Source organism: Acidovorax sp. GW460-11-11-14-LB4, from assembly GCF_059423685.1.
On sequence record NZ_JBWKYJ010000004.1, the window covers coordinates 55290 to 79850 of the forward strand.

General features: G+C 66.1%; 16 protein-coding genes. 11 read left to right on the top strand and 5 right to left on the bottom strand.

The annotated features are described in order from the left end of the window. Positions 1-130 precede the first annotated feature (130 nt). Entirely contained in the window at positions 131-4138 is a 4008-nt protein-coding gene (purL, locus tag AC07X4_RS03375; RefSeq protein WP_494739228.1) for a phosphoribosylformylglycinamidine synthase, read from the top strand. A 186-nt stretch (positions 4139-4324) separates the two neighbouring features. Here the strand turns inward: purL and AC07X4_RS03380 are convergent, their stop codons facing one another. Then, positions 4325-5014, bottom strand: a complete 690-nt coding sequence (locus tag AC07X4_RS03380; protein ID WP_116749566.1) for a class I SAM-dependent methyltransferase — start codon at positions 5012-5014, stop codon at positions 4325-4327. A gap of 226 nt (positions 5015-5240) precedes the next feature. Here AC07X4_RS03380 and AC07X4_RS03385 point away from each other — a divergent pair, with 226 nt between their 5' ends. The 4 genes from AC07X4_RS03385 (at position 5241) to egtB (ending at position 9323) form a co-directional block, all read left to right on the top strand. Then, entirely contained in the window at positions 5241-6227 is a 987-nt protein-coding gene (locus AC07X4_RS03385) for a DUF808 domain-containing protein (RefSeq protein ID WP_494739229.1), read from the top strand. A 129-nt stretch (positions 6228-6356) separates the two neighbouring features. Next, positions 6357-6947, top strand: coding sequence for an OmpW/AlkL family protein (locus tag AC07X4_RS03390; protein ID WP_015013729.1), 591 nt, complete (start codon positions 6357-6359; stop codon positions 6945-6947). Between the two features lie 240 nt (positions 6948-7187). Further along, positions 7188-8105: an L-histidine N(alpha)-methyltransferase gene (gene egtD / locus AC07X4_RS03395; protein WP_494739230.1), complete on the top strand. Its 918-nt coding sequence runs from the start codon at positions 7188-7190 to the stop codon at positions 8103-8105. A gap of 12 nt (positions 8106-8117) precedes the next feature. Beyond that, on the top strand, positions 8118-9323 hold the full coding sequence (gene egtB, locus AC07X4_RS03400; RefSeq protein WP_494739231.1) for an ergothioneine biosynthesis protein EgtB: 1206 nt from the start codon (positions 8118-8120) through the stop codon (positions 9321-9323). A 204-nt stretch (positions 9324-9527) separates the two neighbouring features. Here the strand turns inward: egtB and AC07X4_RS03405 are convergent, their stop codons facing one another. The 3 genes from AC07X4_RS03405 to AC07X4_RS03415 all read right to left on the bottom strand — a co-directional run bounded on the left by AC07X4_RS03405 (position 9528) and on the right by AC07X4_RS03415 (position 15847). Further along, entirely contained in the window at positions 9528-10811 is a 1284-nt protein-coding gene (locus tag AC07X4_RS03405; protein ID WP_494739232.1) for an O-acetylhomoserine aminocarboxypropyltransferase/cysteine synthase family protein, read from the bottom strand. 169 nt (positions 10812-10980) lie between these two features. Further along, positions 10981-13674 carry a cation-translocating P-type ATPase gene (locus tag AC07X4_RS03410; protein WP_494739233.1) on the bottom strand — a complete coding sequence of 898 codons (2694 nt, stop codon included), beginning with the start codon at positions 13672-13674 and terminating at the stop codon, positions 10981-10983. Between the two features lie 169 nt (positions 13675-13843). Continuing rightward, complete coding sequence (locus AC07X4_RS03415) at positions 13844-15847, bottom strand: peptidase U32 family protein (RefSeq protein ID WP_494739234.1); 2004 nt, start codon at positions 15845-15847, stop codon at positions 13844-13846. 196 nt (positions 15848-16043) lie between these two features. Here AC07X4_RS03415 and AC07X4_RS03420 point away from each other — a divergent pair, with 196 nt between their 5' ends. The 4 genes from AC07X4_RS03420 (at position 16044) to AC07X4_RS03435 (ending at position 20109) form a co-directional block, all read left to right on the top strand. Then, positions 16044-17198 (top strand): branched-chain amino acid ABC transporter substrate-binding protein, encoded by a 1155-nt coding sequence (locus AC07X4_RS03420; protein WP_494739235.1) that lies wholly within the window; start codon positions 16044-16046, stop codon positions 17196-17198. 141 nt (positions 17199-17339) lie between these two features. Beyond that, positions 17340-17591, top strand: a complete 252-nt coding sequence (locus tag AC07X4_RS03425) for a hypothetical protein (protein ID WP_056067393.1) — start codon at positions 17340-17342, stop codon at positions 17589-17591. Positions 17592-17649: 58 nt separating this feature from the next. After that, a complete protein-coding gene (gene tadA / locus AC07X4_RS03430) occupies positions 17650-19041 on the top strand; it encodes a tRNA adenosine(34) deaminase TadA (RefSeq protein WP_494739236.1) in 1392 nt (463 codons plus the stop codon). 84 nt (positions 19042-19125) lie between these two features. Next, a complete protein-coding gene (locus tag AC07X4_RS03435; protein WP_494739237.1) occupies positions 19126-20109 on the top strand; it encodes an LD-carboxypeptidase in 984 nt (327 codons plus the stop codon). A gap of 91 nt (positions 20110-20200) precedes the next feature. On the opposite strand, the gene AC07X4_RS03440 is transcribed toward AC07X4_RS03435, so the two are convergent. Continuing rightward, positions 20201-20560 carry a hypothetical protein gene (locus AC07X4_RS03440; protein ID WP_395455188.1) on the bottom strand — a complete coding sequence of 120 codons (360 nt, stop codon included), beginning with the start codon at positions 20558-20560 and terminating at the stop codon, positions 20201-20203. Positions 20561-20960: 400 nt separating this feature from the next. On the opposite strand from AC07X4_RS03440, the gene AC07X4_RS03445 reads away from it, so the two are divergent. Beyond that, on the top strand, positions 20961-21890 hold the full coding sequence (locus AC07X4_RS03445) for an adenylate/guanylate cyclase domain-containing protein (protein ID WP_056744210.1): 930 nt from the start codon (positions 20961-20963) through the stop codon (positions 21888-21890). Between the two features lie 113 nt (positions 21891-22003). Continuing rightward, positions 22004-24556, top strand: a complete 2553-nt coding sequence (locus AC07X4_RS03450; protein WP_494739238.1) for a penicillin acylase family protein — start codon at positions 22004-22006, stop codon at positions 24554-24556. Positions 24557-24561: the final 5 nt, after the last annotated feature.

Sequence of the window (24561 nt, forward strand, 5' to 3'; positions counted from 1 at the left end):
TTATCCCATTGGCCCCCCGGCTGCGCAGGCGGCCCGGCCATGCCCGGTAAAATGGAGGGCTCCGGTGCTGGTTGCACGCTGGCGCCCGGAGCCACCCTCTACCCCTGACACCCCCCAACAGGCCGCTACCGTGACCTTGCACATGACCACGCTGGCGGGCGGCAACGCCCTCAGCTCCTTCCGCGCCCAGCAACTTCAACCCGCCCTGGAGGCGATCCACCCCAAGATCAGTGGCATTGCAGCGCGTTTCGTGCACCTGGTCGCCACCGATGCGGCCCCCACTCCTGCAGAACAAGAACGCCTGGCCGCGCTGCTGACCTACGGCGACCCCTACGCGGGCCCTGAAGACGGCGCCGCGCTCATCGTCACGCCCCGCCTGGGCACGCTGTCGCCCTGGGCCTCCAAGGCCACCGACATTGCGCGCAATTGCGGCATCGCCATCCGCCGTGTCGAGCGCATCACCGAGTACCGCATCAGCCTGAAATCCGGCCTGCTGGGCAAGACGCCCGAGCTGACGGCCGAGCAACTGGGCCAGATCGCGGCCCTGCTGCACGACCGCATGACCGAATCGGTGGTGGCCGACCGGAGCGCAGCAGCCGCCCTGTTCACCGAACTGCAGCCCGCGCCCATGGAGCATGTGGATGTGCTGGCCGGTGGTCGCGCTGCACTCGAAGCGGCCAACACCCGCTTCGGCCTGGCCCTGGCCGACGATGAAATCGACTACCTCGTGACTGCCTTCACGGGCCTGAAGCGCAACCCCACCGACGTGGAACTGATGATGTTCGCGCAGGCCAACAGCGAACACTGCCGCCACAAGATCTTCAACGCCGAGTTCACCATCGACGGCGTGGCGCAGAGCAAGAGCCTGTTCGGCATGATCCGCAACACGCACCAGCTGGCGCCCCAGCACACGGTGATCGCGTATTCGGATAACGCCTCGGTCATGGAAGGCCATCAGGTAGAGCGTTTTGTGGCCAAAATGGCCGCTGGCGCTAGTGAATCAAGCGCTGGTAGCTATCAAAAAAGTAGCATTACCCAGCATGTGCTGATGAAGGTGGAAACGCACAACCACCCCACGGCCATCTCGCCGTTTCCCGGTGCATCGACCGGCGCCGGCGGCGAGATCCGCGACGAAGGCGCCACGGGCCGGGGCTCCAAGCCCAAGGCGGGCCTGACGGGCTTCACTGTGTCCAAGCTCTGGGGCAGCACCGTGGGCAAGCCTGAGCACATTGCCAGCCCGTTGCAGATCATGGTCGAAGGCCCCTTGGGCGGCGCGGCGTTCAACAACGAGTTCGGCCGTCCCAACCTCAACGGTTACTTCCGCGAGTACGAGCAGAACGTGGGCGGCGTGCAACGCGGCTACCACAAGCCCATCATGATCGCGGGCGGCGTGGGCGTGATCGATGCCGAGCTGACGAAGAAGATCGAATTCCCTGCAGGCTCGCTGCTGATCCAGCTGGGCGGCCCCGGCATGCGCATCGGCATGGGCGGCAGCGCCGCCAGCTCCATGGCCACCGGTACCAACGCGGCTGAGCTGGACTTTGACTCCGTGCAGCGCGGCAACCCCGAGATCGAGCGCCGTGCTCAAGAGGTCATCAACCACTGCTGGGCGCAGGGCACAGCCAACCCCATCCTGGCCATCCATGATGTGGGCGCGGGCGGCTTGTCCAACGCCTTCCCCGAGCTGACCAACGACGCAGGCCGTGGCGCACGCTTTGACCTGCGCGCCGTGCAGCTCGAAGAATCTGGCATGGCTCCCAAGGAAATCTGGAGCAACGAATCGCAAGAGCGTTACGTGCTGGCGATTGCGCCCGAGTCGCTGGAACAGTTCAAGGCCTTCTGCGAGCGCGAACGCTGCCCGTTCGCCGTGATCGGCACCGCCACCGAAGAACGCCAGTTGGTGCTGCACGACCCCGCCGCCACGGCCGACGACCAGAAGCTGCCCGTGGACATGCCCATGAACGTGCTGCTGGGCAAGCCGCCCAAGATGCACCGTGACGTGAAGACCGTGGTGCGCGAATTCGCTCCCATGGACCTCACCGGCGTGCCGCTGCAAAAGGCCGTGATCGACGTGCTGGCCCATCCCACGGTGGCGTCCAAGCGCTTCCTCATCACCATCGGCGACCGCACCGTGGGTGGCCTCTCCCACCGCGACCAGATGGTCGGCCCCTGGCAGGTGCCTGTAGCCGATTGCGCGGTAACGTTGGCCGATTACAAGGGCTTTGCGGGTGAGGCGATGAGCATGGGCGAGCGCACGCCGCTGGCCGCCATCAACGCGCCTGCGTCGGGCCGCATGGCCGTGGCCGAGGCCATTACCAATCTGCTGGCTGCGCCCATTGAGCTGCCGCGTGTGAAGCTGTCGGCCAACTGGATGGCCGCCTGCGGCGAGCCCGGCGAAGACGCTGCGCTCTACGAAACCGTGAAGGCCGTGGGCATGGAACTGTGCCCCGCGCTGGGCGTGTCCATTCCCGTGGGCAAGGACAGTCTGTCCATGCGCACGCAGTGGAATGAAGGTTCCGACAAGAAGAAAGTCACCTCGCCCGTCAGCCTGATCGTGAGCGCCTTTGCTTCGCTGTCCGACGTGCGCGGTACGCTCACTCCCCAGCTTAACGCCACCGAGGCCGATACCACGCTGGTGCTGATCGACCTGGGCAAGGGCCAGAACCGCATGGGCGGCAGCATCCTGGGCCAGACGCTGGAGCAAAGCGGCAACGTGGTGCCCGATGTGGACGACCCCAAAGACTTGGTCAACTTGGTCAACGCCGTGAACGCACTGCGCGCCCAGGGCCGCATCCTTGCGTACCACGACCGCAGCGACGGTGGTCTGCTGGCTGCAGTGGCAGAAATGGCCTTTGCGGGTCATGTGGGCGTGTCGCTCAACGTCGATCTGCTCGTGACCGAAGGCGACGGTATCAGCGACAGCCGCGCCGAAGTGGGCGATGCCAAGAACTGGTCGGGCCAGGTCAGTGCGCGCCGCGAAGAACTCACGCTCAAAGCTCTGTTCAATGAAGAACTGGGCGTGGTGCTGCAGGTCAAGACCAGCGAGCGCAATGACGTGATGCAGACCTTGCGCGAGCATGGCCTGTCCAAGTTCAGCCACTTCATTGGCAAGACGCGTCCCGCCTCGTCGTCCATCGATGCAGGCAAGGGCGAACTCCAGGTCTGGCGCGATGCCAAGGCCGTGTTCAGTGCCTCGCTGGCCGACCTGCACCAGGTGTGGGATGCGGTGAGCTGGAAGATCTGCCAGCAGCGCGACAACCCCGCCAACGCCGATGCCGAGCACGCTGCAGCGGGCGAGCCCGCCGACCCGGGCCTGCACGTGCACCTGACGTTCGACGCGGCCGACAACGTGGCCGCGCCGTACCTCAACCTGGCCAAACCCAAGGTTGCGATCCTGCGCGAGCAGGGCGTGAACTCGCACATCGAGATGGCCTACGCCTTCACCGAGGCAGGCTTCGAGGCGTATGACGTGCACATGACCGACCTGCAGACTGGCCGCGTCAAGCTCGAAGACTTTAAGGGCGTGGTGGCCTGCGGCGGCTTCAGCTATGGCGACACGCTGGGCGCGGGCATTGGATGGGCGCGGTCCATCACCTTCAACCCGGTGTTGGCCGCACAGTTCCAGGGCTTCTTCGGTCGCACCGACACGTTCGGCCTGGGCGTGTGCAATGGCTGCCAGATGTTTGCTGAGCTGGCCGACATCATCCCCGGCGCGCAAGACTGGCCGCGCTTCACCACCAACCAGAGCGAGCGCTTCGAGGCCCGCCTGTCGCTGGTGGAAGTGCTCGAATCCCCCAGCCTGTTCCTGCAAGGCATGGCAGGCAGCCGCCTGCCGATTGCGGTGGCACACGGCGAGGGCTATGCCAACTTCAAGTACCGGGGCAATGCCGACAAGGCCATCGCCGCCATGCGCTACGTGGACAACCATGGCCGCGCGACGGAGCAGTACCCATTCAACCCCAACGGCAGCGCGGGTGGCCTGACGGCAGTGACCACGCAGGATGGCCGCTTCACGGCCATGATGCCGCACCCCGAGCGCGTGTTCCGCAACGTGCAGATGAGCTGGACCAGCGAAGACAAGGCGCAGTACAGCGGCTGGATGCGCATCTGGCGCAACGCGCGCAAGTGGGTGGGGTAGCAAGGGGCATCCCCCTGAGCGGCTGCGCCGCTTCCCCCTTCTCTCGATTCGCTGCGCGAATCGGGAAGAGGGACGCAGCCCTCGCTGCGGGGCGGCCCTTGCTCGGCAGCCCTGGCGCTTAGGGTGCGCGGGCTCGGCGGTCTGATGGTGGCGCTATCGCGCCGGGCCAACCCTTCAAAGTCGTGTTCAGGCCGCTGTTAAGGTGCGCTGGTACATCAGCAGCCGCCCTTTGTACGCCGGCACATCGGCCAGGGCGGGGTGGTCCAGTCGCTCTTCGATCACATCGAAACGGTGCACAGCCATCTGCTTATGGAAGGTGGAGCGGTTGCCCCTGTTCGGGTCCACGATCCAGATCTGCGCGCCGTCGCCTGCGTGGTGGTCCAGAAAGGTGGCCAGGGACGCACGAGCGTCGCGTTCGTACAGCACATCGCTGCCGATGATGAGGTCGAACTGGCCTTGCACCGCGTTGGCCGGTGCTGGCGCGTCCGAGCCCCATTGACCCGTGCGGTACTTCACGGGTGACAGGCCGTTCAAGCGCGCGTTTTCCTGCAGAAACTGTTGGGCCAGAGGATGGCAGTCGCTGGCGGTGACATCGATACCGCGCCGGTGGCACACCAGGCTGGCCAGACCCAGTCCGCAGCCGATCTCCAGCACACGTTCGCCCGCCAGCAGGGGGCGGCTGGCCATGCGCTGGGCCAGCTGCGCGCCCGACGGCCACAACAGGCCGAAGAGGGGCCAGGCGGCCGATGAGATACCCAGCGCCTCGGCGGCGCCCAGCGGGTCGGCAAACTGCTGCTTGTCCAGCAGCGACTGGATGATCAGGTCTGCCGCGCCGGTGATGGCGATGTCTTCTTGCTTGGTCAGGTAGCCGGGCATGGCGGGGCGGTGAAGCCCGCAGAAGGCCCCATAGTGGATGAGGGCGCGAGTATGCGCCTTGTGGCTGGGCAGGCATGCCCGCAGGCGGTGTGGGGCTATCTGCAAATCGCATGGCCGCTGCACGACGATGGGGCTTGCGCGGCGGTTGCCTGTGCGTTGCTATAGTGCGGCGCACACCGGCGGCTTGTTCGCCGCATTTTTTTGCGACTCATCCCAAGGACTTCCCATGGCCGCTGGCAGCCTGCTTGCTTTGCTCGACGATATCGCCACCATCCTCGACGATGTGGCCTTGATGACCAAGGTGGCGGCCAAGAAGAGCGCTGCCATGGCCGACGATGTGTCGGTGATGACCAAGGTGGCTGCACAGAAGACGGCGGGCGTGCTGGGGGACGACCTGGCGCTCAACGCCCAGCAGGTGACTGGGGTGCGCGCTGAGCGCGAGATTCCGGTGGTGTGGGCGGTGGCCAAGGGCTCGTTCATCAACAAGGTCATCCTGGTGCCCGCTGCGCTGCTGATCAGCGCCTTTGCGCCGTGGGCCGTGACGCCGCTGCTGATGGTGGGGGGCGCATTCTTGTGCTTTGAGGGCTTTGAGAAGGTCGCGCACAAGCTGCTGCACGCCCAACATGAGGATGAGGCCGAGCATGAGAGCCACGCCAAGGCCAATGCCAATCCGGCGGTGGATCTCGTGGCCTTTGAAAAGGACAAGATCAAGGGCGCCGTGCGCACGGACTTCATCCTGTCGGCCGAAATCATTGCGATCACGCTGGGCACGGTGGCCGCTGCGCCCTTCGTGCAGCAGCTCACGGTGCTGTCGGGCATCGCCGTCATCATGACCATCGGTGTCTATGGGCTGGTGGCGGGTATCGTCAAGCTGGACGACCTGGGCCTGTGGCTCAACAACAAGGCCAGCAGCGCCGCGCGTGCCCTGGGATCGGGCATCCTGCGCGCAGCACCCTCGCTGATGAAGGGGCTGTCCATTGCGGGCACTGCGGCGATGTTTCTGGTGGGCGGTGGCATTCTGGTGCACGGCGTGCCTGCGTTGCACCATGCGGTTGAGGCCGCAGGCACGGCAGCGGCGCAATGGCCCGTGGGCGGGCTGTGGGCGGTGCTGGTGCCCAACCTGCTGAATGCCGTGGTGGGCATCGTGGCGGGTGGCTTGGTACTGGCCGGGTGGTCCCTGGTTCAGCGCCTGCGGGGCAAGTCCACAGCTTGATAGTGGGTATTCCTTGATCTAGGTCTAAGGGTTACTACCGAGGGCTTGAGGTAAGGCAAGGCCGGGTCGTGGCCGCAGCGGTTCAATGCATGCACGGGGGTCGTCCCCGTCCAACCGATGCGAAATACCATGAAAAAGAACCTGCTGGCTGTCGCCGTTCTCTGTGCCCTCTCTTCTGGCGCTGCCCTGGCGCAACAGGCTGAAGGCCCCTGGATGGTCCGTGCACGCGCGGTGCACCTGGACAGCGCCAACAAGGACAGCACCCCGCTGGGCCTGTCGGTCAACAACAAGACCATCCCTGAAGTGGATGTGACCTACTTCTTCAACAAGAACATCGCGGCCGAGCTGATCCTGACCGTGCCCCAGAAGCACACGCTCAGCGCTGGCGGCGCAGCCATTGGCACGCTCAAGCACCTGCCCCCCACACTGCTGGCGCAGTACCACTTTGATGCCCCCGGCTTCAAGCCCTATGTGGGCGCAGGCCTGAACTACACGCGTTTCTCGAGCGTGAACCTGCCTGCGGGTGTGAGCATTGACCGCAACAGCTTCGGCCCCGCGCTGCAAGTGGGTGTGGACATCCCGCTGGCCAAGAACCTGTACCTCAACTTCGACGTGAAGAAGGTTTTCATCAAGACCGACGTGAGCGCAGGCGGTGCCAAGCTGGGCACCTTCAAGGTGGACCCCGTTCTGGTGGGCGTGGGTCTGGGCTGGCGCTTCTAAGGGCACAGGGCCCCAGGCGGGCCCTGCGTTCCTGACAATAAAAGTTCTCCAAGGGTCTGAAGGGCTGGCGCCTGCGCCAGCCCTTTTTTTGTGGGTGCGGAAATGGCCTACACACGGCAGTCAGCGAGGCAACGCACAATGGGGCAGGGGAGCGTGTGGGGCGTGCCGCAATGTGGGCGCTCCAGGTGCCTCTGCTTTTGACCACCCGGCGGCGCTGCCGCCCCAACGTCCTGACGACCCATGCTCCTGCCTCGCTATTCCGACATCACCCGCGGACTGACCCAGCGGCCCGCACGCATCTCCCCCAAGTATTTCTACGACCAGCATGGCTCGCAGCTGTTTGAAGCCATTACACGCCTGCCGGAGTACTACCCCACACGCACCGAAATGGCGCTGATGCAGACACATGCAGACAGCATCGCGGGCGCCGTGGGCGCAGGCCGCACCCTGATCGAACTGGGCGCGGGCAACTGCCAGAAGGCCCGCACCCTGTGCCGCCTGGTGCAGCCGGCCTGTTTTGTGGGCGTGGACATTTCGGCGGATTTTCTGGAGCAGGCGGTGCAAGGGCTGCGCGACGACTTCCCGGCGCTGGATGCCCGCGCGCTGGCGGGCGACATGACCCTGGGGGTGTCACTGCCTGACGACATTCCCCGCACCGGGCGCCTCGTGTTCTACCCGGGCTCGTCCATCGGCAACTTTGACCCGCCGCACGCGCTGGAGCTGCTGGCCCACATGCGCGATCTGATCGACGACGATGGCGGCCTGCTCATCGGCATCGATTTGCCCAAGGATGTGGCGGTGCTCGAAGCCGCCTACGACGATGCAGCTGGGGTCACCGCCGAGTTCAACCGCAATGTGCTGAGGCATGTGAACCGCCTGATCGGCAGCGACTTTGACGTGGCGCAGTGGCGGCACCGTGCGTTCTTCAACACCGAGGCGTCGCGCATTGAAATGCACCTGGAGGCTGCCTCTGCCACCGAGGTGTGCTGGCCCGGCGGCGGTCGCAGGTTCGACCAGGGCGAGCGCATCCACACCGAGAACAGCTACAAGTACCCGTTGCCCGTGTTCACCGACATGCTTGCGCGCGCCGGTTTTGCGCAGGCACAGGCGTGGACGGACGAGCAGGGCTGGTTCGCGGTGGTCCACGCCCGTCCTTGATCGGTGGCCGCCATGACCGTGACATCCCCCGCATTTGACACGCTGCTGGCGCGCTACACCGCGGTACGCGGCCGCTCGCTGGCCCTGGCGGCTCCGCTGTCGCCGGAGGACTGCGCCGCGCAGTCCATGCCCGACGCCAGTCCCACCAAATGGCACCTGGCCCACACCACCTGGTTCTTTGAGACCTTTGTGCTCGAAGCCCACGAGCCAGGTTTCCAGCCGTTTGCACCGGCGTTCCGGGTGCTGTTCAACTCCTACTACAACGGTGTGGGCGCCAAGCACCCGCGTCCGCAGCGCGGGCTGCTCACGCGGCCATCGCTGGACGAGGTGCTCGCCTACCGGGCCGACGTGGACGCCCGCATGGCGCGCCTGTGGCCCACTGTGGCGCACGACGCTGCGCTGCGTGGCCTGATCGAGCTGGGCCTGCAGCATGAGCAGCAGCACCAGGAGCTGATACTCACCGACATCCTGCACCTGCTGTCCTGCAACCCCTTGTTCCCTACCTATGCCAAGCCTTCAGACGCTGTGGCGCCCGAGGCTGACCAAACACTGGCGTGGCATTCCTTTGACGGGGGGCTGGCCGATATCGGCCACGCTGGCAGCGGCTTTGCCTTTGACAACGAGGGCCCGCGCCATCGTGTGTATCTGCATCCCTACGCGCTGGCCTCGCGGTTGGTGACGCAGGCCGAGTATCTGGCGTTTGTGGAAGGTGGCGGCTACCGCAACCCACTGCTCTGGCTGGCCGAAGGCTGGGACTGGCGGGCGGCGCAGGGTCTGGAGCAGCCGCTGTACTGGCATCGCGTCGACGGGGCCTGGCACCAGTTCACGCTGGCCGGCCTGCAACCGCTGCAGGGCAACCAGCCGGTGGTGCATTTGTCGTACTACGAGGCCGATGCCTACGCGCGCTGGGTGGGCGCGCGCCTGCCCACCGAGGCCGAATGGGAGCATGCGGCCGCGCAGGGTGCCGCCGGCATGGCCTATTGGCAGGGCGCTGCCTGGCAGTGGACGCAGTCGAGCTACGCGCCGTACCCCGGCTTCCGGGTGGCCGAAGGTGCCGTGGGTGAGTACAACGGCAAGTTCATGGTCAACCAGTACGTGCTGCGGGGCTCGTCCAGTGCCACGCCGCTAGGGCACGAGCGGCTGACCTACCGCAACTTCTTTCCGGCCACGGCGCGCTGGCAGTTCACCGGCATCCGGCTGGCACGCGACATCGGCTGAAGGCGGCCAGCGCCCGGCGCTGGCCGTCATCGACCCGCCGCGTTGGGGCCAGCATGACGGTGTCGCTGCGTGCCGTGGTCTTGTTTGCTATCAAATATGTAGCTGATGGCGCATATTCCACTAGCGCTTGGACGCAAAAAGCCTCAAAAGTACGGTGACAGGTGCCTGGCCATGCGCCTGTGGGGGCGCATGGCCATTCGCACATCACACCTTGTCGAGTGCCTGGGCCAGGTCCGCCCGCAGGTCGTCGATGTGCTCGATGCCGACCGACAGGCGCACCATGCTTTCGCTCACGCCCGCCTTGGCCAGCTCTTCGGGATTCAGCTGGCGGTGGGTGGTGGACGCGGGGTGGGTGGCCAGCGACTTTGCATCGCCAATGTTCACGAGGCGCGTGAAGAGCTGCAGCGCGTCGAGGAAACGGGCACCTGCCGCACGTGGATCGGCGTCGCTGTTCTTCACGCCAAAGCTCAGGATGCCCGATGCCTTGCCGCCTGACTGGCGTTGCACCAGCGCGTGGTCCGGGTGGTCGGGCAGACCGGCGTAGCGCACCCATTCGACCTTGGGGTGGCTTTGCAGGTAATGGGCAATGGCCAGCGTGTTGTCGCAGATACGGTCCATGCGCAGCGCCAGGGTTTCGATGCCTTGCAGGATGAGGAATGCATTGAGCGGCGCCAGCGCCGCACCCGTGTTGCGCAGTGGCACCACGCGTGCACGGCCGATGAAGGCGGCGGGGCCCAGCGCCTCGGTGTAGACCACGCCGTGGTAGCTCACGTCGGGCTCGTTCAGGCGCGGGAAGCGTGCCTTGTGCTCCGCCCACGGGAACTTGCCGCTGTCCACAATCGCGCCGCCCACGCTGTTGCCGTGGCCGCCCAGGTACTTGGTGAGCGAGTGCACCACGATGTCCGCGCCATGCTCGATGGGGCGCAGCAGGTAGGGGCTGGGTACCGTGTTGTCCACGATCAGCGGCACGCCATGGTCATGCGCCACCTTGGCCAGCGCGGCGATGTCGGTCACATTGCCCAACGGGTTGCCGATGGACTCGATGAAGATCGCCTTGGTGCGCGCATCGATGTGCTGCGCAAAGCTGGCCGGGTCGCGCGGGTCGGCAAAGCGGGTGGTGATGCCCTGCTGCGGCAGCGTGTGGGCAAAGAGGTTGTAGGTGCCGCCGTAGAGCGTGCTCGCCGAGACGATGTTGTCGCCCGCCTCGGCAATGGTCTGGATGGCGTAGGTGATGGCGGCCATGCCCGAGGCCACGGCCAGCGCGGCAATGCCGCCTTCCAGCGCCGCGACGCGCTTTTCGAGCACGTCGGTGGTGGGGTTCATGATGCGGGTGTAGATGTTGCCCGGCACCTTCAAGTCAAACAGGTCGGCGCCATGCTGGGCGCTGTCAAACGCGTAGGCCACCGTCTGGTAGATGGGCACGGCCACGGCCTTGGTGGTGGGGTCGGGGCTGTAGCCCGCGTGGACGGCCAGGGTTTCGATCTGCATGGGTGCTGTCTCTTTCATTGAAGGGATGGGAGTGGCACAACCGGGCTCAGCCCATGGCTGGACGAGGCCCGGTGTGCCGATGGCGCGGGCCATTCTGGCACCCTGGACCCCTGGCGTCATCGAATCGTTGGCTATGTGCTTATGACGTTCTTGTGCGCGCTGGACTCTTTCAGGCCGAGGGCTCGTCCATGGCGCTGTCCATGGGCTCTGGGGTGGTGCGGCGCGCCTGCTGGCTGCGGCGCCAGGCCTTCTCGATTTCCACGACCACCAGCACCACCAGCGCGGCGCCGATGCACAGCACCAGCTCACCCAGGCTCAGCGGCTCGGTGCGGAAGATGGGGTTGAGCCAGGGCACATAGATGGTGGCCATCTGCAGCGCAAAGGTGAGCAGCACGGCACCCAGCAGCGGGCGGTTGCTCAGCAGGCCCAGGCGCCAGCTGGGTTCGGATTCGGAGCGGATGGCGATCACATGCGCCATCTGCGCCAGCGTGAGCACGGTGAACACCATGGTCTGCCAGTGCGCGTGGCCGGTGTGCAGCGCCCAGGCCTGCACCGCCAGGCAAAGCCCGCCAATGAGCAGGCCCACGCCCAGGATGTGCTGCCACATGCCGTGGGCAAACAGGCTTTCGCGCGGCGCGCGGGGCGGGCGCTGCATGATGCCGCGCTCGGCCGGTTCGGCCGCCAGCGCCAGGCCGGGCAGGCCGTCTGTGACGAGGTTGACCCACAGGATGTGGATGGGCAGCAAAGGGATGGGCAACAGCAACAGCGGCGCCAGGAAGATGGTCCAGATCTCGCCCGAGTTGCCCGTCATCGCGTAGCGCACAAACTTGCGGATGTTGTCGTAGATGCGGCGGCCCTCGCGCACCGCGGCGACGATGGTGGCGAAGTTGTCGTCCAGCAGCACCAGGCTTGACGCCTCACGCGCCACGTCGGTACCGCCCTGGCCCATGGCCACGCCGATGTCGGCACGCTTGAGCGCGGGGGCATCGTTCACGCCGTCGCCCGTCATGGCCACGAAATGGCCTTGCGCTTGCAGGGCTTCGACGATGCGGATCTTCTGCGCCGGGTCCACGCGGGCGTAGACCTGCACCTGCTCCACGCGGGCGCGCAGGGCAGCATCGTCCAGTGTGGCCAGGTCGGCGCCGGTGAGCACCGGGGCATCGCTGCTCTTCACAATGCCCAGGCGGTGCGCAATCGCGCGCGCAGTCGCAGGATGGTCGCCTGTGATCATTACGGGCGTGATGCCCGCGCTGATGCAGTCGCGCACTGCGGCCTGGGCCTCGGCGCGGGGTGGGTCGATGAGGGCGATCAGGCCCAGCAGCTCCAGCTGGTTTTCTACTGCGTCGATGTCGTTGGTGTCGGGCAGGCGGGCGTGGCTGCGGCGGGCGAGGGCCAGCACCCGCAGGCCCTGGGCGGCGAGCTGCTGGGCGGTGGCGAGGACCTTGGCGGTGTCGAGCGCGGCAGCGCCTTCAGGCGTCCAGTGGGCGGTGCAGCGGGGCAGCACGGATTCGGGCGCGCCTTTGGTGTAGGCCACAAAGCCTGCGGCCGCGCGGTGGAAGGTCGTCATGCGCTTGCGGTCGGAGTCAAACGGTTGCTCCTGCACGCGGGGGCTGGCAGCGTCGAGCTGGGCCTTGTCCAGCCCGCCCGCGTGGGCGGCCAGCACCAGCGCGATCTCGGTGGGGTCGCCCAGCCAGTGGATGCCCGACTGGCCCTCTTCGTTGTGGACCTGCAGCGTGGCGTCGTTGCACAGCGCGGCGGCGCACAGGGCTTCGGCGTGGGCCGCACCGGGCAAGGGGTCGCCGGGCACCCAGCGCACACCGTGTGCCAGCAGCAGCTCGGCATGCATGCGGTTCTGGGTCAGGGTGCCGGTCTTGTCCGAGCAGATGGTGGTGACCGAGCCCAGGGTCTCCACCGAGGGCAGGCGCCGCACCAGGGCATGCACTGCCACCATGCGGCGTGCGCCCAGGGCCAGCAGCACCGTGACCACGGCGGGCAGGGCCTCGGGGATGGCGGCCACCGCCAGGCTGATGGCGGTGAGGGCCATCAGCAGCGGCGCCTCGCCGCGCAGCACGCCCACCACAAAGATCACCGCGCAGATGCCCAGCACCGCTATCGCCAGGCGCTTGCCAAACGCCGCGAGGCGCAGTTGCAGCGGCGTGCTGCGGTCGCCGGTGTCGAGCAGCGTGGCCACCTTGCCCAGCTCGGTGTGCATGCCGGTGGCCACCACTAGGCCGCGTGCGCGGCCGTGGGTGGCTGTGGTGCCCTTGAAGGCCATGTTGGTGCGGTCGCCCAGCGCGCCCACGTCTTCGGCTGCCAGGGCTTCGGTCTGTTTGGCTACCGTGACGGACTCGCCCGTGAGGGCCGATTCATCCACCTGCAACTGCGCAATCTCGATGAGCCGCAGGTCGGCCGGGATCTGGTTGCCCGCCTCCAGCAGCACGATGTCGCCCGGCACCAGCGCCGTGGCGGGCACCACCTGCACGGCTCCGCTGCGCAGCACCGTGGCGTGCGCCGCCGCCAGCTGGCGCAGCGCCGCCATGGCCTGGTCGGCGCGCCAGGCCTGAACAAAGCCGATGACGGCATTGAGCACCACGATCACCAGGATGACCAACGTGTCGGTGACCTCGCCCACCAGCCCCGAGATGACGGCCGCACCCAGCAGCACCAGCACCATGAAGTCCTTGAACTGGTCGGCCAGCAGGCGCCACCAGGGGCGGTCCTGCGATGCGGCCAACTCGTTGGCGCCGTGGGTGGCGCTGCGGCGCAGCGCTTCGTCGGCGTGCAGGCCTGCGTCAGGGTTGACGCCATGGGCCTGGGCCACGGCGTCGGTGGGGTGCAGGTGCGGCGCGGTGGATGGGGACATGCGGCGATCGGTGAAACGGGCCGCACGCCCACACAAGGGCTTGTTCGCGTTGCCTTAGAGCGGCTAACAAAACTCAGCGAAGCGGCCCTGGCTAGGCGTTTCGCCGCAGGCAGTACAAGTAGTACGACAAGGCGAGACAACGACGCTAGGGGAGTTTTGTTAGCCGCTCTTAGTGCGCGACTTGCGGCCGGGCTTTGTAGAACTGGAGCGGGGCTTCTGGCACCTGGTTCAGCACCTGGCGCTTGATCTTGCCCACCACATGCATTTCACAGGGCTTGCAGTCAAAGCGCAAGGTCAGCTTTTCCTTGCCATTGATCAACATCAAGGGTTCGGCCTTGATGGTGCCCTGGACACCCGTCACGCCCTTGGCCTGTTTGGGGCACAGGCTCATGGAAAAGCGCACGCAGTGCTTGGTGATCATGAGGCTGACCTCGCCTTCCTCTTCGTGCGCCTCGTAGGCCGCGTCGATCACCTTCACGCCGTGGCGCACGTAGAAGTCGTGGGCCTTGTGGTTGAACACATTGCCCAAGAAAGAAAGCGTGTCCTCTGGGTAGGGCGCAGGCGGCTCCACCGGCGTGGCGCGCGGCAGGCGGGCAAAGTTGTGGGCCCGGTTGGCTTCCAGTTCGGCCACGGCATCGCGGCGCAGGGCGTTGAGCACCGAGGCGGGCACAAACCACGGCTGCGAGAGCTGCAGCGCAATGTCATGCACCGCAAACACCGTGGCGCCAAAGCGGCCGAGCTGCTCGCGCAGGCTCGCCTCGGCCTTGGCCGTGTCAGTGGCTGGCTGGTGGGGTTGCTGCACGGATGCACAGCCCACGTTGCCGTCCTCGTCGGTCAGCATCAGGCTGAAGCCGGTGGGCGTTTCGCTCAGGTGTGCCCACAGGCCGATGCGGCGGTCGCTGGACTTTTTCTCCAGCGTGCGCACCCAGTCCATGTCGCGGTTGCGGTTGACCTCGGTGCCCTTGCGCAGGTCCTTGAAGCCGTCCATCGGGTCTTTCGGATACACCCGCCACTGGCCCACGCTGCGGGCCGACACCGGCTCGGCTACGTTGATGGCCATGCCCACCAGCTCCTTGTGCAGGTCGTAGTAGCACAGGCCGTCGCCGTTGTGCAGCACGGTGGCCGGGTCGCTCAGTTCCAGCTCCACAAAGTCTGGGCCCAGCTTGGTCACCCAGCCGATGGCCTGGCCGGGGTTCTTGGGGGTGTCGAACGCGCCGATGTCTTCCTTGCGGCCTGTCACGAAGTAGTCGGTGAACTCGCGGTTGAAGTTCTGCAGTGGGTCGGGTGTGAAGGTGAAGGTGGTGCGACCGCTGGACGAGCGCGACAGCGGCCGGCCTTGGGCCTCGCGCTCTTCGATGATCTCGTCGAGCAAGGTGCGGTAGTGGGCGGTGATGTTCTTCACGTAGCCCATGTCCTTGTAGCGCCCTTCGATCTTGAAGCTGCGCACGCCCGCATCGATGAGGGCGCGCAGGTTGTCGCTCTGATTGTTGTCCTTCATGCTCAGCACATGCTTGTCGTGCGCAATGAAGCGGCCCTGCGCGTCGGTCACCTGGTAGGGCAGGCGGCAGGCCTGGCTGCAGTCGCCGCGGTTGGCGCTGCGGCCCGTTTGCGCATGGCTGATGTTGCACTGGCCACTGTAGGCCACGCACAACGCGCCGTGGATGAAGAACTCGATGTTGGCGCGCCCCGGCGCATCCACGGGCCCCAGCGCCTTGTGCACTGCGGCGATCTGCTGCACCGTCAGCTCGCGTGCCAGCACGATCTGAGAGAGGCCCGCGTCCTGCAAGAAGCGTGCTTTTTCGGGCGTGCGGATATCGGTCTGGGTGCTGGCGTGTAGCTGGATGGGCGGCAGGTCGATTTCGAGCAGGCCCATGTCCTGGATGATGAGGGCGTCGGCACCGGCTTCGTACACCTGCCAGGCCATCTGGCGCGCGGCTTCGAGCTCGTCGTCGCGCAGGATGGTGTTGAGCGTGATGAAGATACGGCTGTTGAAGCGGTGCGCGTGCCTGACCAGGCGCTCGATGTCCCGGATGTCGTTGCCCGCACTGGCCCGCGCGCCAAAGGCCGGGCCGCCGATGTAGACGGCATCGGCGCCGTGGTTGATGGCTTCGATGCCAATGTCTGCGTCGCGCGCAGGCGAGAGCAGTTCGAGCTGGTGGGGCAGTAGGGACATGGGGCGTGATTATCCCAGCCTGCCTTGCCGGGCGGTGCGCGCCGGACGTATTAGCCCGGTTAATGCTGGAGCAACTTACTAAGTTTGCTTAGTAATTTTCCAGAAATGAGGGTTCGGGTGGCTACGATGCAGGGTTTGTTGTGTACAAGTTCGGTGCACAACAGGATGCTTTGACCGACCCAGGAGACTTTGTACTGTGCTGCGCCCCGTTTTCGCTTCTTCGCCCCTGTTCCGAATTTCTGCACTGACCGCCCTTGCGCTGGCGGCCCATCTGGCCTCTGCCCAGGACGTACAGACCGTCAAGATCGCCCATGCGGGCCCGGTGTCGGGCGGCATTGCCCACATCGGTAAAGACACGGAAAACGGTGTGCGTCTGGCCATTGACGACCTGAACGCCCAGAACCTCGTCATCGGCGGCAAGAAGATCAAGTTTGAAATTGCGGCCGAAGACGACGCGGGCGACCCACGCCAGGCCACCGCCGTGGCCCAGAAGCTGTGTGACCAGAAGGTGGCGGGCGTGGTGGGGCACCTGCAATCGGGCACCTCCATTCCCGCCTCGGCGGTCTACGCCAAGTGCGACCTGCCACACATCACGGCCTCGGCCTCCAACCCCGACCTGACCAAGCCCGGCCACAAGACCACCTTCCGCCTGATCGCCAACGACAACGCGCTGGGTGCTGCCCTGGCCTTGTTTGGTGCGGACCACCTCAAGCTCAAGAGCGTGGCCATCATCGACGACCGCACGGCCTATGGCCAGGGCGTGGCCTCGGTTTTCAAGGCGACGGCGCAACAAAAGGGCCTGAAAGTGGTGGCCGAGGAGTTCACCAACGACAAGGCCACCGACTTCATGGCCATCCTCACCGCCATCAAGAACAAGAAGCCCGACGCGATCTTCTACGGCGGCCTGGACGCCCAAGCCGGCCCCATGCTGCGCCAGATGGAGCAGCTGGGCCTGGGCAACGTGAAGTTCTTCGGCGGTGATGCGCTGTGCACCGAGAAGCTGCCCGAACTGTCGGGCAAGACCCCCGCGCTGAAGAATGTGACCTGCGCGACGGGCGGTGCCTCGGTGGACAAGATGCAGGGCGGCTCGGACTGGAAGAAGCGCTACGACGCCAAGTTCCCCGGCCAGTTCCAGATCTACAGCCCCTACGCCTATGACGCTGCCATGGTGCTGGCCGACGCGATGAAGCGCGCCAACTCGGTGGACCCCAAGGTGTTCGCGCCGTTCCTCGTCAAGACTGAATACAAGGGCGTGACCGCCAACATCGCCTTCACCGCCAAGGGCGAGCTGACCACGCCCGCCGTGACCTTGTACACGTTCAAGGACGGCAGCCGCGTGGCATTGAACTGAGGTCACTCTCCGGCGTTGCTTCAGCGACTCCTGACCTAACGGCCGCTCCCTGCGGCCGTTTTTGCGTGCGGCGTTTGGCTTTACAGTCAGATCCCATCGCAAGAACGCGCGGGCCGCCGGTGCCCGCCAAGGAGCCCAGGTATGCGCGCAATGTTTGGATTGGTCGGACTGGTGGTGGTGCTGGCCATCGTGGGCCTGCTGGCCAAGAAGCAACTGGCGGCCACGCGCGCCCCCGTGCCCGCATTGCAAACCGCCACAGGCGCGGCGGGGCCTGCGTCGGCGCCGACTGGAACGGTGCGTGAGCAGAGCCAGCAGATGCAGCAGCAGGTCAAGCAGCAGGTAGAAGGCCTGATGCAACAGGCACGCCCCATGCCCGAAGACGAGAAAAAATGAGCCAGATCGGCTTCAAGCGCTAATATTTCATGCCTTGGATGCTATTGAAAATATAGTGATGAAAATCGCCGACGATGCGCACTGGATGCGACTGGCCCTGGCCGAGGCGCAAGCCGCAGCCAGCGCGGGCGAGGTGCCCGTGGGCGCCATCGTGGTCAAGGACGGCCAGGTCATCGCCACTGGCCGCAATGCCCCGGTGGAAGGCCACGACCCGACGGCCCATGCCGAGATCGTGGCCCTGCGTGCCGCGGCGCTGCGCCTGGGCAACTACCGGCTGGACGGCTGCAGCCTGTATGTGACGCTGGAGCCTTGCGCCATGTGCAGTGGCGCCATGCTGCATGCTCGCCTGGCACGGGTGGTGTTTGGCGCGATGGAGCCCAAGACGGGTGCGGCAGGCTCGGTGCTCAACCTGTTTGGGCATGCCGAGATCAACCACCAGACCGAGGTGCAGGGCGGGGTGCTGGCCGAGGAGTGCGGCGGCCTGCTGAGCCGCTTTTTTGCGCAGCGGCGCCTTCAGCAACGCGCCGAGGCATTGGCCCGCCACCCCCTGCGTGACGATGCCTTGCGCACACCCGATGCGGCTTTCGCGAACCTGCCCGGCTACCCCTGGGCTCCCCACTACGTCAGCGACCTGCCGACTCTGGCGGGCCTGCGCCTGCACTACCTGGAAGAAGGCCCGCGCGACGCATCGCGCACCTGGTTGTGTCTGCATGGCAACCCGGCCTGGAGCTACCTCTATCGCCGCATGCTGCCCACCTTTCTGGCTGCAGGCGACCGCGTGGTGGCGCCCGACCTGATCGGTTTTGGAAAAAGCGATAAGCCCAAGAAGGAAGGTGCGCACCAGTTCGAATGGCACCGCCAGGTGCTGCTGGAGCTGATCGAGCGGCTGGACCTGCGCAGTGTCGTGCTGGTGGTGCAGGACTGGGGCGGCATCCTGGGCCTCACGCTGCCCATGGCGATGCCCGAGCGGTTTGGCGGCCTGCTGGTGATGAACACGCTGCTGGCCACAGGCGATGCACCGTTGCCCCAAGGCTTTGTGGACTGGCGTGCGATGTGCCGGGACAAGCCGCTGTACGGGGTAGGACGCCTGTTGGCACGCGGCAACCCGCACCTGAGCGCTGCGGAATGCGCAGCCTACGATGCCCCCTTTCCGGACAAAGGTTACCGGGCTGCGCTGCGTGCGTTCCCTGACCGTGTCCCTGCCGCCCTGGATGACGCCGGTGCGGCGCTGTCGCGTGCAGCCCGCGATTTCTGGCAGCACCGGTGGCCAGGCCGCAGCCTGATGGTGGTGGGGGCGCAAGACCCTGTGCTGGGGCTGCCCACCATGCGGGCGCTGCAACACAACATCCGTGGATGCCCCGAGCCGGTGGTGCTGCCGCATGCGGGCCACTTTGTTCAGGAGCATGGCGAGGCCATTGCCGCACAGGCTGTGGAATACTTCACGCACTGATGTGCCCGCTGGCGCCCCTTGACTGCATGGGGCAGCGGGCATCCCCCCTGTTTACGGAGCAGGCCCCACCGGGGCCTGAGCGCTTTGCACGACCACCATCACGATCCCTCGCAGTGCGACCACGACCGCGGTCCCAAGCACATCTACATCTACTCGCCTTCCAGTGCAGTGCGCGACAAGGTCGCCTTCAAGCGGGGCATCGCCCGTCTCAAGGCCCAGGGCCATGAGGTGGAGGTGGATGTGGACGCGCTGGCCACACACACACGCTTTGCGGGCGACGACGCCACCCGGCTGGCCGCCATCCACCGTGCGGCGGCCAGTGGTGCCGATGTGGCGCTGATCTCGCGCGGGGGCTATGGCCTCACCCGCATCCTGCCGGGCATCCGCTACAAGGCGGTGGCCAAGGCCATCGAAAAGGGCACCCACTTCGTGGGCGTGAGCGACTTCACCGCCTTTCAGCTTGCCGTGCTGGCCAAAACCGGTGCCACCACCTGGGCGGGGCCGTCGCTGGGGGCCGATTTTGGCGTAGAGGGCGCGCCTGACGACATCATGGAAGCCTGCTTTGACGACCTGCTGACCGGCCATGGTGAAGGCACGGGCTGGCGCATGCACAAGGAAAAGCCCCATGCCACTACCGGCAAGCCGGCTGTGCCCAACGTCTATGTGAAAAGCGCCACCCTGTGGGGCGGCAACCTGGCGGTGCTGGCTTCGCTGGTGGGTACGCCGTACTTCCCGCAGGTCAAGGGTGGGGTGCTGTTTGTGGAGGATGTTCACGAGCATCCCTACCGCGTTGAGCGCATGCTGACCCAGCTGCTGCACGCCGGTGTGCTGGCTCAGCAGAAAGCCGTGGTATTGGGGCAGTTCACCAACTTCAAGCTGGCGCCGCACGACAAGGGCTACAAGCTGCAGTCGGTGGTGGACTGGCTGCGCACCCAGATCAAGGCGCCCGTGCTGACCAACCTGCCGTTTGGGCATGTCGAGACCAAGGTGCTGCTGCCCGTGGGTGCAACAGTGTCGTTGTCGGTGGAAGAGCGTGATGCGCTGATCTATTGGGGCCACCAGCACTGAACTGGCGGCGCTAACCCGGGGCCGCTGCGTGGCACGATGCCGGTGCGGCGTGGTGACCGGCCCCGGCCGTCAGGGCTGCAATCTCAGGGTTTCAGAGGTGCGCGCGGGGTCCGTTGGGCATTTGTGGCACCCGCAGCGACAGCGGCAACTGCCCCTGGAACATCGGCGTCACCCGGTCCAGCACCGTCTGCGCGATGGCCTCGCCGCGCAGCAGGGTGAGCGTGTCGAGCAAATCGCTGCGCAGGTACCACAGCGCTTCAATGTCGCCCGCATAGCGCAGGCGCATGTTCATGCGCGCCACTTCGCAGCCGGTCAACCCCATCAGGCTGTGCAGCATGGCACGCCGCACCTCTTCCAGACCCTGGTCGCGCACCCAGGCCGTCGATGACGGCTTGTCACGACCGAGCAGGTCGTGCAGGTTGTTGCGGAGATTGGGCTTGTTCCAGCGCATGTGCGGAGGGAAGTGCGGTTTTTGTAACAGGGTCGATCAAAGTAAGCGGGACTCAGGATTGACGCAAGGGTGGCGCTCATGTTTTTGCATAAAGACAACACGATGCCCCGGTTTGTTGCGAACTTTTACGCAATTCATCGCGAAGGCTTGCTGCGGCCTGACGCGAGGCAACCAGGCGAACAGGTGCGCGGCTCGGCGCGGGCTTTGCCGGGTCTTCAGGCACCCAAGATGCGCACCTTCCACGCCTACCGCCACCATCAGCGCCTGCAGTGAGGCCGCAAGTACTGGGGTGCGTGGCTCGCAAAGACCTTGGCAAAGGATTGTTGACGCTTTGATAGATGCGTCTTCGTTGAGCTTGCACTAAACTGATTCACATGATGTTACTAATCGGCCATCGTTCATGAGTGTGTTGTCGACGGTGGTCTTCGCAGACATCTCGGGCAGCACCTCGTTGTATGAAACGCTGGGCAACGAGCGCGCCACCGAGGCGGTGACCCAGGTCACGCAGTGGATCAGTGACACCATCGAGGCGCATGCGGGCCGCGTCGTCAAAAAGCTGGGCGACGGGGTGCTGTGCGTGTTTGGTGACGCGGCCAGTGCCGTCACTGCCACCACCCACATGCTGCGCCAGCACCAGGCGCGTCTGGACCGGTGGCCGCAGCCGCTGCGCATGGACATCCGCGTGGGAGTGGCCAGTGGCGAGGTGGTCGATGTGGATGGCGACTGTTACGGTGATGCCGTCAATGTGGCCTCCCGCCTGTGCGAGCGCGCGGGCCCCGCCGAAATCTGGGCCACCGAGACGACTGTGCTGCTGGCGGGGGCCGCTGCCGATGTGTGGTACCGCAAGCTGGGCCTGATGGAAATTCGCGGCAAGGCCGAGCTGCAGATGCTCTACCAGGTGGAGTGGCGCGAGAACGAAGAGCCCGATTCGCTCACCATGCAGGCGGCGCTGGTCAGCAGTTTTGCTCCGGCCGATTCCATCCTGGGGCAGATCCAGTTTTCCTGGCATGGGGTGGACATGTCGTTCACTTCGTCGGATGCGCCCGTGCATGTGGGGCGCGCCAACCATGCCCAGCTGTGCATCAATGACCCCCGCGTTTCACGGCTGCATGCGCGCATCGACTGGCGCAACAGCGGCTTTGTGCTGACCGACATGAGCAGCTTCGGCACCTGGGTGCGGTTTGACGGCAGCGACTCGCCCGTGCGGCTGCGCCGCGATGCCTGCATCCTGCATGGCACGGGGCAGATTGCGCTGGGGGTTCCCTTTACCGAGTCCAGTGCTCCGATCATGAACTTTCAGGTCGCCGGCACCAGCGTTCATCTGGGCTGAGGCCGTCGGCTGCCGCCGACAGCTGTCACAGCGCGGCGGGCTCCCGGTCAGCGCGCAGCCCTTTCACTTCCGAACCCACACAAACAACCCAGAACAATCAGGAGACACGAGACATGGCGTGGATGAAGCGAACAGCCGTCGGGCTGGTGGTGGCGGCCTTGCTGGCTGGCACGGGGGCCGCCGTGTATGTACAGCGCAGCTTTGCGACACTGGATGGCAAGTTGGTCATGAAGGGCCTGCGGCAGGCCGTGCAGGTGCAGCGCGATGGCGCAGACGTCACCCACATCCGCGCGCAGAGCCCGCAAGACGCCTGGTTTGCGATGGGCTACGTGCATGCGCAGGAGCGCACCTGGCAGCTGGAGTTCAACCGCCGCGTGATGCACGGCGAGCTGTCCGAAGTGTTTGGGCCGGCCACGCTGGAGACCGACAAGCTCATGCGTACGCTGGACATCATGGGCACGGCCAGGCGGCAGTACGCAGGCCTGCCGTTGTATGCCCAGGAGGCCCTGCAGGCCTACAGCCAGGGCATCCACGCCTTCCACCAGAACCGCCCCCAGGCGCTGCCGCCGGAGTTCCACATCCTGGGCGTTCAGCCCGGCGGGACCACGGGCGCCGTGTGGGAGCCGGAGGACAGCGTGGGCTGGGCGCTGATGATGGCGCTGGACCTGGGCGGCAACTGGGGCAACGAGTTTGCGCGGCTGTCCATTGCGAAAACGCTGGACACCGAGCGTTTGTGGCAACTGATGCCACCGTACCCGGGCGAGCGCCCCGCAGCCTCGGCCGACCTGGCCGCGTTGTACCGGCAGCTGGGGGTGTACCGGGCCACCGATGCCAGCGCTTCTGCTGCACCGGCGGCCGCCGCTGAACCGGTCGACCGGGGGGCTGCATCTGCCGCGCTGGGTGACGGGCCTTTGTCCCGCCAGATCAGTGCCGGCATGCTGGCCTGGGCTGACGAACTGACCCGCAACGCAGGTATCAACGAGGGCAAGGGCAGCAACAACTGGGTGCTGGCGGGCACCCGCACCGTCAGTGGCAAACCGCTGCTGGCCAACGACCCGCACCTGGGCCTGTCGGCACCCGCCATCTGGTACTTTGCGGGCTTGCAGGCTCCCGCAGGCCAGGCGTCTGACGGCACCCCCATGGGTGCTATCGACGCGGTGGGTGCCACCTTGCCCGGCATGCCCTTTGTGGTGCTGGGCCGTACGGACAAAGTGGCCTGGGGCTTCACCAACACGGGTCCCGATGTTCAGGACCTGTACCTGGAGCAGATCAACCCCGCTGATGCCTCGCAGTACCGCACGCCCGAAGGCTGGGCACCCTTCACGGTGCGCAACGAAACCATCCGCGTAAAAGGGCAGGCCGATGTCGCCCTGAAAGTGCGCAGCACCCGGCATGGCCCTGTGTTGAGCGACGCGCAGAAGTCGCATTCGGACGTGCTGGACCTCGGCAAATACGTGCTGGCGCTGCGCTGGAGCGCGCTCGATGCCGACAACCAGACGGTGCTGGCGGGCCTCCAGACCAACCAGGCGAAATCGGTGGACGCGTTGTTCGCGGCCCTGTCGCACTACCACTCGCCGATGCAGAACGTGGTGGCGGCCGATGACCAGGGCAACATCCGCTTCAAGGCCGCAGGCCGCGCGCCCGTGCGAGACCCTGCCAACGACATCCGGGGCGTGGCGCCTTCGCCGGGCTGGGACGCCCGGTACGACTGGAAGGGGTGGCTGCCTTACGACCAGACGCCGGAGGATAACGGCGCCCGGGGCTGGATAGCCACCGCCAACCAGCGGGTGACTGCGCCCGACTATCCCCACTACCTGACCCAAGACTGGGCCTTGCCCTACCGCTACGAACGCATTGCGCAGCTGATCGAGGCGACCGACAAGCACGATGCCGCAAGCATGCAGGCCATTCACCGCGATGTGACCTCCCTGGCCACGCGCAGGCTGCTGCCCTATCTGCAGCAGGCCAAGTCATCACACCCCCTGGCCGCAGCTGCGCAACAGCAGCTCCAAGGCTTTGACGGTGTGATGGATGCGGGCAAGGCTGCGCCCCTGGTGTTTGCCGCGTGGACCGACGAGCTGGCGCGTGGCCTGATCGTGCCGCGCATCGGTGACGCGCGGTTTACCGCCACCTACGGCAAGCGCGACTACCGGGCCGCGCTGGAGGGCATCCTGGAGCGCAACGACCCCTGGTGGTGCCAGCCCGCAACGTGTGCAGAGCAGTCGGCCGCAGCCCTGGGACGCGCGCTCGACCGGCTGCAGGCGGCCTACGGCGCAGACCCCGCGCAATGGCGTTGGGGCGCGGCGCACCCGGCACTCAGCGTGCACCGGCCATTTGGCAATGTGCCTGCACTGGCCCGCTTTTTTGACGTGAGCGAGCCATCGCATGGCGACGCCTACACCGTCAATGTGGGGCAGTACAACGCGGGCGAAGCCAAGGGGCCGTTTGTGAACCGTCACGCCGCATCGCTGCGCGCGGTGTACGACCTGGCCGACCTGGAGCAGTCGCGCTTCATCTACCAGACCGGACAAAGTGGCCTGGTGTTTTCGCCGCGTTACCGCGACATGAGCAGCACCTGGGCGCAGACGGGCTACCGTGTCCTGCAGCGCCAGCCTGCTCGCTGGTCCCATGAGCTGACGCTGGCCCCCGCACCGGCGGCGCAGTAACCACT